This is a genomic window from Bradyrhizobium sp. LeoA1Lang (assembly GCF_055413685.1).
Map to the genome: position 1 here is coordinate 1 of NZ_JBVAPG010000039.1, position 12,544 is coordinate 12,544.

Here is a 12,544-nt window from a genome sequence, read left to right on the forward strand (position 1 = left end):
TTCTCATAGTTAGCAAGCAGTTGATCCAGCAGTTCAGGTGTAATCGTCGTGTCGGTCGTCATGTGAGTCTCCTCGGTAAGGTAAACTCACAGAAACCTGCTTACACATTCTTTCTGACACCCTCCGAGGCCACAGGCGGGGCCTCATCCTTCGAGACGCGGCGAAGAGGCCGCTCCTCAGGATGAAGGTCTAGCAGCACCCACCAACCCTCTCACGACAGCTTGCGCTTGCTGCGCAGCCGCAGCCGCTCTTCGGCCTCGAGCTTCGCCATGCCCAAGAGATGGCTCAAGACCTCCAGGCGGTGGCGCTCCGCGAGTTTCACCAACTCGGTAACAGTCTCCGCAATGAAGGCCGCAGCCTCGTCAGGGCCGCCCTCCTCGCCGGTCTCATCCAGTTGCGATCGCTTTTCCCGACCGGAAGCCGAGCGCTTCCGGCGGCCTCCCGCCCTAGCCAAAAATTTTTTCCAAAGGCACCATTTTGAATCAAGGATAGGCCCTTTTCGGCCGCAACTCTAGGACGCATTCTGCAACTTCCTAGATATTAAGTCGTAGACCCGCTCCACCCTCTCAATATCCTTCGATTTGACAGGGGGCCCCTCAACACCCATGTTCGCCCCGACAGAGCGGATCGCGAGTCTCGCGGAGCTCGCTTTCAGTTCCTCCCCTAAGCTATTGGAATGACATGAATATCGTCATTGTGGAGTCGCCGGCCAAAGCCAAGACTATCAACAAATATCTGGGCTCCTCCTACGAGGTCCTGGCCTCGTTCGGCCATGTCCGCGACCTCCCCGCCAAGAACGGATCGGTCGATCCGGACGCCAATTTCCAGATGATCTGGGAGGTCGATCCCAAGGCTGCCGGCCGACTCAACGACATCGCCAAGGCGCTGAAAGGTGCCGACCGCCTGATTCTCGCGACCGACCCTGATCGCGAGGGCGAGGCGATCTCCTGGCACGTGCTGGAGGTGTTGAAGGAGAAGCGCGCGCTGAAGGATCAGAAGATCGAGCGCGTGGTGTTCAACGCCATCACCAAGCAGGCGGTCTCGGAAGCGATGAAGGCGCCGCGCCAGATCGATGGCGCGCTGGTCGACGCCTACATGGCGCGCCGCGCTCTCGACTATCTCGTCGGCTTCACCCTCTCCCCTGTGCTCTGGCGTAAATTGCCGGGCGCGCGTTCCGCCGGCCGGGTGCAGTCGGTGGCGCTGCGGCTGGTCTGCGACCGCGAGCTCGAGATCGAGAAATTCGTGCCGAGGGAATATTGGTCGCTGGTCGCGACGCTTCTGACCCCGCGCGGCGAAGCCTTCGAGGCACGGCTCGTCGGCGCCGATGGCAAGAAGATCGCGCGGCTCGACATCGGCTCGGGCGCGGAAGCCGAAGATTTTCGTAAAGCCATCGAAGCCGCGCTGTTCAAGGTCGCGACTGTCGAGGCAAAGCCCGCGCGGCGCAATCCGCAGGCGCCCTTCACCACCTCGACGCTGCAGCAGGAGGCCAGCCGCAAGCTCGGCTTCGCGCCGGCCCACACCATGCGCATCGCGCAGCGGCTCTATGAAGGCATCGACATCGGCGGCGAGACCACCGGCCTCATCACCTATATGCGTACCGACGGCGTGCAGATCGATCCGTCCGCGATCACCCAGGCGCGCAAGGTGATCGGCGAGGACTTCGGCAACGCCTACGTGCCCGATGCCCCGCGCCAGTACCAGGCCAAGGCCAAGAACGCACAGGAAGCGCACGAAGCGATCCGCCCGACCGATCTCTCGCGCCGGCCCAACGACCTCCGCCGGCGCCTGGATAACGATCAGGCTCGGCTCTACGAATTGATCTGGACCCGCACCATCGCGAGCCAGATGGAATCGGCGGAACTGGAGCGCACCACCGTCGACATCGAAGCCAAGGCCGGCTCGCGCGTGCTGGAATTGCGCGCCACTGGCCAGGTCATCAAGTTCGACGGCTTCCTCGCACTCTACCAGGAAGGCCGCGACGACGAGGAAGACGAAGACTCCCGCCGCCTCCCCTCGATGAGCGCGGGCGAGCCGCTGAAGCGGCAGGATCTTGCCGTCACCCAGCATTTCACCGAGCCGCCGCCGCGCTTCTCGGAAGCGTCGCTGGTCAAGCGCATGGAAGAACTCGGCATCGGCCGGCCCTCAACCTATGCCTCGATCCTGCAGGTGCTGAAGGACCGCGGTTATGTGAAGCTCGAGAAGCGGCGCCTGTACGGCGAGGACAAGGGGCGCGTCGTGATCGCGTTCCTGGAGAACTTCTTCCGCCGCTATGTCGAATACGACTTCACCGCCGATCTCGAGGAACAGCTCGACCGCATCTCGAACAATGAGATTTCCTGGCAGCAGGTGCTGAAGGATTTCTGGCGCAACTTCATCGGCGCGGTCAACGACATCAAGGATTTGCGCGTCGCCGAGGTGCTCGACGTGCTCGATGAGATGCTGGGTCCGCACATCTATCCGCCACGCGCGGATGGCGGCGATCCCCGGCAGTGTCCGACCTGCGGCACCGGCCGGCTGAACCTCAAGGCCGGCAAGTTCGGCGCCTTCATCGGTTGCTCGAACTATCCGGAATGCCGCTACACAAGGCCGCTCGCCGCCGATTCCGAGGCCGCCGCCGACCGCGTTCTCGGCCAGGATCCGGACACTGGCTTCGACGTCACCGTGAAGGCGGGCAGGTTCGGCCCTTATATCCAGCTCGGCGAGCAGAAGGATTATGCCGAAGGCGAGAAGCCGAAGCGCGCCGGCATTCCGAAGGGCACCTCGCCCAACGACGTCGATCTCGAGCTCGCGTTAAAACTTTTGTCGCTGCCGCGTGAGATCGGAAAGCATCCGGAGACGGGTGAGCCGATCACCGCCGGCATCGGCCGCTTCGGTCCGTTCGTGAAGCACGAGAAGACCTACGCCTCGCTGGAAGCCGGCGACGAAGTCTTCGACATCGGCCTCAACCGTGCGGTGACGCTGATCGCCGAGAAGATCGCGAAAGGTCCGAGCGGCCGGCGCTTCGGCGCCGATCCCGGAAAACCGCTCGGCGATCATCCGGCGCTTGGCGCGGTCGCACTGAAGAACGGCCGCTATGGCGCCTACGTTACCGCTGGTGGCGTCAACGCGACGATCCCGAGCGACAAGACGCCCGACGAGGTGACGCTTGCGGACGCGATCGCGCTGATCGACGAGCGCGCAGCCAAGGGCGGCGGCAAGGTGAAGGCGAAGAAAGCCAAGGCGGCGAAGCCTGACGGCGAAGCCGGGGCAAAGCCAGCCAAGAAGGCAGCGGTTAAGAAGGCCGCAAGCAAGCCGAAATCGGATGCCGCCAGCAAGGCGCGCGAGCCGGTGAAGGCAGCGAAGACATCAGCGGCAAAACCTGCCGCAACATCGAAAACGCCCGCGAAGAAAAGCGCGGGCAAGGCTCGAGGGTAAGTGAAACAAAAGCATGACCATGGCTTTCCGGCCCGGGACGCCATTGTCGCCTTTATCCGATCCAATCCCGGAAAAGTCGGCACGCGGGAGATCGCGCGCGAATTCGGGTTGAAGAACGCCGATCGCGTCGAGCTGAAGCGCATGCTGCGCGAGCTCGCCGACGACGGCACCATCGCCAAGCGCGGCCGCAAGATTCACGAGCCGGCCGCGCTGCCGCCGACGGTCATGGCCGACGTCACCGGCCGCGATGCCGACGGCGAGCTGATTGCGACGCCCACCGAGTGGGATACGGAAGAGAACGGCACAGCGCCGAAAATCCGCATCGTCACACCGCGCCATCAGAAACGCGGCACCACCGCCGGCGTCGGCGACCGCGCGCTGCTCCGCATCGAGATGACGGATGAAGCCGACGGCACGCCCTATCGCGGCCGCATCATCAAGGTCATCGACCACGCCAGGACCCGCGTGCTTGGCATCTTCCGCGCGCTGCCAGAGGGCGGCGGCCGGCTGGTGCCGGTGGACAAGAAGCAGGCCGGGCGCGAACTCAACATCGCCCAGGCCGACGCCGCCGGCGCCAGGGATGGCGACCTCGTCAGCGTCGATCTCGTCCGCAGCCGCGGCTTCGGCCTCGCGTCGGGCAAGGTGAAGGAGCGGCTCGGCTCGATCGCGAGCGAAAAGGCGATCAGCCTGATCGCGATCCACGCCCACGAGATCCCGCAGGAATTTTCGCGTGGCGCCTTGCGCGAGGCCGAGGAAGCTAAACCTGCGACGCTGCAGGGGCGCGAGGACTGGCGCGACGTGCCGCTCGTCACCATCGACCCGCCGGATGCCAAGGATCACGACGACGCGGTGCATGCGGAAGCCGACCCCGATCCGCACAACAAGGGCGGCTACGTCATCCACGTCGCCATCGCCGACGTCGCCTATTATGTGCGTCCGGGTTCGGCGCTCGATCATGATGCGCTGATCCGCGGCAATTCGGTCTACTTCCCGGACCGAGTGGTGCCGATGCTGCCCGAGCGCATCTCCAACAATCTCTGCTCGCTGGTGCCGGGCGAGCCGCGCGGCGCACTCGCGGTGCGTCTGGTGATCGGCGCCGATGGCCGCAAGCGCTCGCACACGTTCCACCGCGTGCTCATGCGCTCGGCCGCCAAGCTGCATTACGCGCAGGCGCAGGCGGCGATCGACGGCCGGCCGGACGATGTCACCGGCCCCCTGCTCGATCCGATCCTGGGGCCGCTCTGGACCGCCTATAGGCTCGTGAAGCTGGCGCGCGACGAGCGCGATCCGCTCGACCTCGATCTGCCCGAGCGCAAGATCCTCTTGAAGGCGGACGGCACGGTCGACCGCGTCATCGTCCCCGAACGTCTCGACGCGCACAAATTGATCGAGGAGTTCATGATCCTCGCCAATGTCGCCGCGGCCGAGACGCTCGAGAAGAAGGGCCTGCCGCTGATCTATCGCGTGCATGATGAGCCGACGCAGGAAAAGGTTTACAACCTCCAGGAATTCCTCAAGACGCTCGATCTGCCCTTCACAAAGGCCGGCGCGCTGCGGCCGTCCGTGTTCAACAGCGTGCTGGCGCAGGTCGAAGGCGAGGATTACGAGACGCTGGTCAACGAGGTGGTGCTGCGCTCGCAGGCGCAAGCCGAATATTCCGCCGAGAATTACGGCCATTTCGGCCTGAACCTCAGGCGATACGCGCATTTCACCTCGCCGATCCGCCGCTACGCCGACCTGATCGTGCACCGTGCGTTGATCCGCGCGCTTGGGCTCGGCGATGGCGCCCTACCTGACAGTGAGACGCCGGAGACGCTTGCGGAGATCGCCGCCGAGATTTCGATGACGGAGCGGCGCGCGATGAAGGCCGAGCGCGAGACCGCCGACCGGCTGATCGCGCATTATCTTGCCGATCGCGTCGGCGCGAGCTTTCAGGGTCGCATTTCCGGCGTCACCCGCTCCGGACTGTTCGTCAAGCTGGATGACACCGGCGCCGACGGCTTGATCCCGATCCGGACGCTTGGCACCGAATATTACGACTATGATGAGACACGGCATGCCTTGATCGGCTCCCGCAGCGGTGCCATGCACCGATTGGGTGACGTGGTCGACGTGCGTCTGGTAGAAGCTGCTCCGATCGCAGGCGCCTTGCGCTTTGAATTGCTGTCGGGCGGACAAGCCATTCCGCGCGGCAGAAAAAGCGAGGGCCGGCGCGAACGGAAGAAAGAAGTGCGTGGCGCGAAAGCGGGGCGCGCACCGAGCAAGAAGGATCGCAAGCCGGGCAAGCAGAAGTCCGACAAATCGAAGCGAGGCAAGTCATGGAAACGCTGAAGCCCGCAACGACGGTGTGGACCCGCGACGCCGCGTCGATCGAGCGGCGGGACCTGTGGACGGCGTTGAAGCGCGGCTTTCGTTGCCGCTGTCCGCGCTGCGGCGAAGGCAAATTGTTCCGCGCCTTCCTCAAGGTCGATGGTCACTGCCCGGTCTGCGACCTGGATTTTTCGCACCATCGCGCCGACGACCTGCCGGCCTATCTCGTCATCGTCATCGTCGGCCACTTCGTCGTGCCGCTCGCGCTGTGGATCGAGACCAACTATTCACCGCCGATCTGGCTGCAGCTCTCGATCTATCTGCCGCTGACCCTGATCTTGTCGCTGCTGCTGTTGCAGCCGATCAAGGGCGCAGTCGTGGGTTTCCAGTGGGCGATGCGGATGCACGGCTTCGATGAGAACGCGCCGGACGATATTCCGCCGGTCTGACAGCCTTAAGTTCAAAAAATAACAAACGGGGATGGAATGACTGAAGCAACGACCGCGCTCAAGCAAGTCGAGGAAGGAAAAGAGGCCGATCATCACCCGTATTTCCGGCCCAAGGATGCCGCGACGCTGATCCTGATCGATCGCTCCAGCGCGAGGCCGAAGGTGCTGGTCGGCAAGCGCCACGACAAGGTCGTGTTCATGCCCGGCAAATATGTCTTCCCCGGCGGCCGGGTCGACAAGGCCGACAACCGCGTGCCGGTCGCCGCTCCAATCAGCAATGAACTTGAAGCCAACCTGCTCAAGGGCAGCCCGAAGATCACGCCCGGCCGAGCTCGCGCGCTGGCCAATGCGGCGATCCGCGAGGCCTGCGAAGAGACAGGTCTGTGCCTCGGCCGCAAGGTCGAGAAGCCTGGCAAGCTCGATGGTCCCTGGGCGCCGTTTGCCGATGCCGGCCTATTACCCGATCCCTCCGGCCTGTTCCTGATCGCGCGCGCGATCACCCCACCCGGCCGCGTCCGCCGCTTCGACACGCGCTTCTTCACGGCGGATGCCTCCGCCATCGCCCACCGCGTCGAGGGCGTGGTGCATGCCGATGCGGAATTGGTCGAGTTGGTCTGGGTCGAGATCGGCTCCGAGCCATTGGCGGATGCGCATGCCATGACCAAGAACGTGCTCGCCGAGCTCGACCGACGGCTCGCTACTGGCCCCCTCAGCCACGACGCGCCGGTGCCGTTCTTCCATTTCTACGGCGGCAGGATGCAGAAGGACATTTTGGGCGCGTGACAGGCATGTCGCGAAAGTGTGCAAAAACAAAATAATCTTCCCGGTGGCGCCGTCCCGCTTCGTGCCTATCTGGTTTTGAACGACCCACATGGAAACGGGGCAGATGGCACAGCGTCAACTCAAGCTCGGCGCGTTCATGCGGCCGATCAGCATCCACACCGGCGCATGGCGCTATCCTGGCGCCTGGCCGGACGCCAATTTCAACTTTTCCCATATCAAGCAGCTCGCCCAGAAGCTGGAAGCCGGCAAGTTCGACGCCTTCTTCATGGCGGACCATTTGGCCGTGCTGAACATGCCGATCAATGCGCTGAAGCGCAGCCACACCGTGACCTCGTTCGAGCCGTTCACGCTACTGTCGGCGCTCGCGACGGTCACAGAGAATATCGGCCTGGTCGCGACCGGCTCGACCACGTTCGACGAGCCCTATCACGTCGCCCGCCGCTTTGCCTCGCTTGACCATATCAGCGGCGGCCGTGCGGGCTGGAATATCGTCACCACCTCCAATCCGGATGCGGCGCTCAATTTCGGCCTCGACGACCATATGGAGCACGCCGAACGCTATCGCCGCGCGCGGGAGTTCTACGACGTCGTCACCGGCCTCTGGGATTCCTTTGCGGATGATGCCTTCGTGCGCGACGTCGAGTCCGGGCTCTTCGTCGATCCCGAGAAGATGCATGTGCTAAATCACGAGGGAAAATACCTGAGGGTTCGCGGTCCCCTGAACATCGCCCGTCCGGTGCAGGGCTGGCCGGTGATCGTGCAGGCGGGCGCCTCGGAGGACGGCAAGCAGCTCGCGGCGGAGACGGCGGAAGCGGTGTTCACCGGCGGCGGCAGCCTCAGCGACGGGCAGAAGCTTTACGCCGACATCAAGGGCCGCATGGACAAGCTCGGCCGCGACCGCGAGCATCTGAAGATCCTGCCCGGCGCCTTCGTCGTGGTCGGCGACAGCGCCGAGCAGGCCAAGGAGAAGCGCGCGTTGCTCGACAGCCGGGTGCATTACGACAGCGCGATCGCCTCGCTCTCGGTGATCCTGGGCACCGATGCGTCCGGCTTCGATCCGGACGGGCCGTTGCCGCCGATCCCGGAAACCAATGCCAGCAAGAGCGGGCGCCAGCGCCTGGTCGACGTCGCCGCGCGCGACAAGCTCACCGTGCGCCAGCTCGCGCAGCGCGTCGGCGGCTATGGCGGGCTAGCGTTCGTGGGGACACCGAAACTGATCGCGGACCAGATGGAGGAATGGCTGACGAGCTACGCCTCCGACGGCTTCAACATCATGTTTCCCTATCTGCCGGGCGGGCTCTACGATTTCGTCGACAAGGTGGTCCCCGAACTGCAGAAGCGCGGGATTTTCCGCAAGGAGTATGAAGGCAAGACGCTGCGGGAGAATCTGGGCCTGCCGCGGCCGAAAAACCGGTTTTTCGCGCACTGATCCGCCCGAATTGGGCCGGTTTGGGTCTGGAAAACCTTGACTTTGGGCCGATTCTGACTAGTTTGCCGGCCAAACGCGGGCCGCTTGGCCGGCTCCAGATACCCCATTATTTTCCTGAGGTTTTGACATGGCCAAGGCGGTCACCATCAAGGTCAAGCTCGTGTCGTCCGCCGACACCGGCTACTACTACGTCGCCAAGAAGAATTCGCGCACCATGACCGACAAGCTGGTCAAGAAGAAGTACGATCCGGTTGCGCGCAAGCACGTCGAATTCCGCGAAGCCAAGATCAAGTAAGATCGCGGGACACTACCCACTCGAACGGGGCCTCGCGGCCCCGTTTTTATTTTGTGGCCCGGGGGCATAGGGCTCACATGATCGCGACCTTGAACGAAGGAAATGCTGGCGGCTACTCGGTCGCATACGGCCGCGAGGACATCTACTTTCCTGTCTACATCACCGCCGCCCTCGCCGCGATCTTCTTCACAGCCGCCTGGATCACCGGCGCGGTTTACTGGCTGGCGCTCACGGTAACGGCGGCCGGCTTTACCTACTACAACATCCCGTTGCTGGAGACCGGGCGCCCGACCATCGGCGCCAATCAGTACGGCATCTTCATCCAGGCTTTCGGCTTGATCCGGTGGCGCGCCATCGAACGCATCGACCTCGTTCAAATCGCCGAGCGCGCGATGACCGTTCATGAATTGCAGATTGCGCTCAGCATGCCCCTCAGCGGCGCGCTCGTGGCCGACTGGCGCAAGCAGCCGGCTTATCGCCGCTTGATGCGGCTGCCATGGCGCATGGACCACCGTGGCGTGGTGTGCATCAACCTGGAGCCATTCGACCGGACGCCCGACGAGATTCATCGGACGTTCCTCAGGATGTGGCGCTACTATCGGAGCTAGTGCACCACTTCACCATGCAGCGCGAGGTCGAGGCCATCGCGCTCGGCGTCCTCGTGCACGCGGAGGCCGACGAACACCTTGACCGCGGCGAGGATGATCAGGCTGACGACGGCATCGTAGACGATCACAGTGGCAACACCGACGCACTGGTTGAAGAACTGACCAGCGTTGCCCTCCAGAACGCCCGGCGTCCCCCCGTATTGCTCGACCGCGAATACGCCGGTGAGCAGTGCGCCGACGATGCCGCCAATCGCATGCACGCCAAAGCAATCCAGTGCGTCGTCATAGTGGAACGCGCGCTTCAAGCCGGTGCACCCCCAATAGCAGAAGACACCGGCGCCGATTCCGATGGCGAAGGCACCGATCGGCGCCACGAAACCGGAAGCCGGCGTGATGGCAACAAGGCCGGCGACCGCGCCCGAGCAGATCCCGACGACGGTCGGCTTGCCCTTGAGCGTCCATTCCACCAGCATCCAGGTGAAAGCAGCAACCGCCGTGGCGATCTGCGTCACCAGCATCGCCATGCCAGCCTGCATCCCTGCCGTGACGGCGGAGCCGGCGTTGAAACCGAACCAGCCAACCCACAGCAGAGAGGCGCCGACAAAGGTCAGCACCATGTTATGGGCAGGCCCCGTCTCCTTTCGCTTGCCGAGCATGATGGCGCACATCAGACCTGCCACGCCGGCATTGATGTGCACGACGGTACCTCCGGCGAAATCGAGCACCTTCACCCATGCGTTCTCGTTGGCAGCGGCGAAGACTCCGTCGGGCCCCCAGACCCAGTGCGCAACCGGCGCATAGACCAGGATCGCCCACAGCCCGATGAACCAGAGCATGGCCGAGAATTTCATGCGCTCGGCAAATGCGCCGGCAATCAGCGCGGGCGTAATGATCGCAAATGTCATCTGAAAGCAGATGTACACGGCCTCGGGGATGGTCGGAGCAAGCGGATTGGGATTGCCAATTCCGCCCTTGCCGATGTCGCTCAGGATGTCCTTGAGAAACATGCGATCGAGCCCGCCGACAAAGGGCGTGCCAGTACGAAAAGCCATACTGTAAGTCAGGATGGCGAACAGAATGGTGACGAGGCAGGTGACCGCGAAACTAGTCATCACGGTGTCGCCGACATTCTTCTTGCGCACCATGCCGCCATAGAACAGGCCGAGGCCCGGGATCGTCATCATCAAGACGAGCGCGACGGAAGTGAGCATCCACGCCGTATCGCCGGAGTTCGGCGTGCACTTTTCAAGGACCTTGCCGCCGCAGGCCGGCGGCGCCGCGTCCTGGGCAAACGCAATGTCGCCCAGTGCGAGACTGAGGAGCGCAATTCCCAAGAAAGTCGCCAGGAAAGCAGCCGCGAATTTCACGAGCCTTTGGCTCGCAGATGTTCTTGCGTGCATCATCTTCCTCCCGTGGCAAGAGAAGTCAGCGAAAGGCTTGAGGAGAGGCTTGCCGCGCCGGCAATGCTCGCGGCTTGCTGCTCGACGGACGTCACCAAATGCCTGGCGTCGCCCGCTCGTCCGGTTCTCGCAGTGTTTTGGAGCGCCGCAATTGGCCCGCAGTGCTTGCCCAGAATTGGCAATGTACCCCCGACCTTGGGCACAAAGCTTAGGGAGCTCGGCGCCGCGGCAAGGCCGTCGAGCTTCGATGGCTGGAGATTGGCGGCGACTAGGCTCATGGCCTGCCAGCCTCTATCAGGGACGCCAAAGTCGGAAGACGCCCGTGCCGGTCTCCGACTCCCAATTCTTAGCCAGAATCAATCAAGTTTCGTGCCACCAACCATGCAGAGAAAACCTGTTGAATCAACATCGTCTCTAGTTCACCAACGCGTGAACTGGCTTGGCTACTGCCGATTTTGAAAGCACCTCACTGACTATAATTTAATCAGCCGCGATTGCCGTCCGCGTGGGCAGCAGTCCTCTGCGGAAAATTAGCCGCCGGCGCGGACCTTACGCCGCCTTCAATAGCGGCGGCTGTGAGGGCCGCATCAGCGCGAACGCCACCTGGATAATGCCGCCGGCGAGCCCGAGCGCGACGCCGATGCGCCAGGCCATGGTGTAGGAGCCGAGCGCGTCGTACAGCAGCCCTCCCCCATAGGCGCCGAGGAAGCTGCCGATCTGGTGGCTCATGAAGGCAAGTCCCTGGATCATCGCCTGCCAGCGCAGCCCGAACATCTCCGCCACTGCGCCCGCGACCAGCGGACCGACGCCCATCCACAGGAAGCCCATGATGGCGCCGAACAGCAGCGTGGAGGCGGGCGTCGCCGGCAGCATGAAATACCAGGCGAGCGCCAGCGAGCGCAGGATGTAGATCATGCCCAGCAGCGCAAGCTTGTTCCAGCGCTGGCCGGCCCAGCCGAAGAAGAGAGAGCCGAGTACGTTAAAACCGCCAATCATGCCGAGCGTCTGCGCGCTCAGCATTGGATCGAGGCCGCAGATCGCGAGATAGGACGGCAGATGCGTGGTGAGGAAGACGAGCTGCATGCCGCAAACGAGATAGGCGCAAGTCATCACCACAAAGGAAGCATTACCGAACGCCGCTCGCGCGGCGATGGCTGCGGTGGCCTCGCCGATGTCTTCGGATGACGTCGGCTTGGGCAGCGGAACCTGGTCGATCCGACCCGCGTACCAGGCGGCAGGGATCATCGCGAGCGCCAGCACCACGAAGCCGATCAAACCGACACGCCAGCCGAAACCCTCATTGAGGAGCTGTCCGATCGGAGCCGACAGAAGGGCGCCGAGCGATCCGGCACCGGAGACAATGCCAAGCACCGTTGAGCGCACCGTCTCCGGCACCGCGCGGGCTGCGACCGACATCGCGATCGCGGCTGCCGTGCACGCAAGCGAGGTACCGATCAGGACCCCACCGCCGATCATGATGCTGATGACGCCGTGCGCGCCCGCCATGAACCCAAGGCCCGCGATATAGAGCAGCGAACCAACCACCATGATCGGGCGAAAGCCGTACCGCACCGTCATGGCGCCGGCGAGCGGTTGCAGGAAGCCCCAGGCGAGGTTCTGCACCGCCAGCGCCAGCGTGAAGTCGGACACTGAAATCCTGATGTCATGCGTCAGCGGCTGCATGAAGATGCCGAGGCTCTGCCGCAGGCCCATGCTCAGCGTGAGCATGATCGAGGCGCCGATCAGGATCGGCAGCGTGGGACGCAGGATTTGCAGCAAGGGCATTGTTTTTGTTCTCCCTATCGATGGCGGCGCAGCAAAGCCGACCTGCGATTCACGAAATTTTTTGTTACACA

The 12,544-nt window shown here is 63.6% G+C and carries 10 protein-coding genes; 7 read left to right on the forward strand and 3 right to left on the reverse strand.

The genetic code is table 11. The features are described from left to right. Positions 1–211: 211 nt before the first annotated feature. Positions 212–454 (reverse strand): hypothetical protein, encoded by a 243-nt coding sequence (locus tag ACZYOF_RS15535; protein ID WP_165421243.1) that lies wholly within the window; start codon positions 452–454, stop codon positions 212–214. A 227-nt stretch (positions 455–681) separates the two neighbouring features. Between ACZYOF_RS15535 and topA the strand changes: the two genes are divergently transcribed. From topA to ACZYOF_RS15570, 7 genes are all read left to right on the forward strand, one after another. After that, on the forward strand, positions 682–3,414 hold the full coding sequence (gene topA / locus ACZYOF_RS15540; RefSeq protein WP_463716299.1) for a type I DNA topoisomerase: 2,733 nt from the start codon (positions 682–684) through the stop codon (positions 3,412–3,414). Further along, positions 3,415–5,745: a ribonuclease R gene (gene rnr, locus ACZYOF_RS15545; RefSeq protein ID WP_463716300.1), complete on the forward strand. Its 2,331-nt coding sequence runs from the start codon at positions 3,415–3,417 to the stop codon at positions 5,743–5,745. Continuing rightward, positions 5,733–6,173, forward strand: a complete 441-nt coding sequence (locus ACZYOF_RS15550; protein WP_130580390.1) for a DUF983 domain-containing protein — start codon at positions 5,733–5,735, stop codon at positions 6,171–6,173. The genes rnr and ACZYOF_RS15550 overlap by 13 nt, the downstream gene beginning before the upstream one ends. Before the next feature lie 36 nt (positions 6,174–6,209). Beyond that, the gene (locus ACZYOF_RS15555) at positions 6,210–6,956 is read left to right on the forward strand and encodes an NUDIX hydrolase (RefSeq protein WP_463716301.1); all 747 of its coding nucleotides are present in this window, start codon (positions 6,210–6,212) and stop codon (positions 6,954–6,956) included. Positions 6,957–7,059: 103 nt separating this feature from the next. Beyond that, entirely contained in the window at positions 7,060–8,385 is a 1,326-nt protein-coding gene (locus tag ACZYOF_RS15560) for an LLM class flavin-dependent oxidoreductase (protein ID WP_463716302.1), read from the forward strand. Between the two features lie 127 nt (positions 8,386–8,512). Then, positions 8,513–8,680: a 50S ribosomal protein L33 gene (rpmG, locus tag ACZYOF_RS15565; protein WP_027581235.1), complete on the forward strand. Its 168-nt coding sequence runs from the start codon at positions 8,513–8,515 to the stop codon at positions 8,678–8,680. Positions 8,681–8,769: 89 nt separating this feature from the next. Then, positions 8,770–9,288: a hypothetical protein gene (locus ACZYOF_RS15570; protein WP_463716303.1), complete on the forward strand. Its 519-nt coding sequence runs from the start codon at positions 8,770–8,772 to the stop codon at positions 9,286–9,288. On the opposite strand, the gene ACZYOF_RS15575 is transcribed toward ACZYOF_RS15570, so the two are convergent. Next, entirely contained in the window at positions 9,285–10,691 is a 1,407-nt protein-coding gene (locus ACZYOF_RS15575) for an ammonium transporter (protein WP_282532103.1), read from the reverse strand. The two genes, ACZYOF_RS15570 and ACZYOF_RS15575, sit on opposite strands and share 4 nt — an antisense overlap. 546 nt (positions 10,692–11,237) lie before the next feature. Then, on the reverse strand, positions 11,238–12,473 hold the full coding sequence (locus ACZYOF_RS15580) for an MFS transporter (protein WP_130580384.1): 1,236 nt from the start codon (positions 12,471–12,473) through the stop codon (positions 11,238–11,240). Between the last annotated feature and the right edge of the window lie 71 nt (positions 12,474–12,544).

Bases quoted from the DNA above. Each gene is read 5' to 3' on its own strand.
- topA (WP_463716299.1), top strand. From the start codon at position 682: ATGAATATCGTCATTGTGGAGTCGCCGGCCAAAGCCAAGACTATCAAC.
- ACZYOF_RS15550 (WP_130580390.1), top strand. From the start codon at position 5,733: ATGGAAACGCTGAAGCCCGCAACGACGGTGTGGACCCGCGACGCCGCG.
- ACZYOF_RS15555 (WP_463716301.1), top strand. From the start codon at position 6,210: ATGACTGAAGCAACGACCGCGCTCAAGCAAGTCGAGGAAGGAAAAGAG.
- ACZYOF_RS15560 (WP_463716302.1), top strand. From the start codon at position 7,060: ATGGCACAGCGTCAACTCAAGCTCGGCGCGTTCATGCGGCCGATCAGC.
- rpmG (WP_027581235.1), top strand. From the start codon at position 8,513: ATGGCCAAGGCGGTCACCATCAAGGTCAAGCTCGTGTCGTCCGCCGAC.
- ACZYOF_RS15575 (WP_282532103.1), bottom strand. From the start codon at position 10,691: ATGATGCACGCAAGAACATCTGCGAGCCAAAGGCTCGTGAAATTCGCG.
- ACZYOF_RS15580 (WP_130580384.1), bottom strand. From the start codon at position 12,473: ATGCCCTTGCTGCAAATCCTGCGTCCCACGCTGCCGATCCTGATCGGC.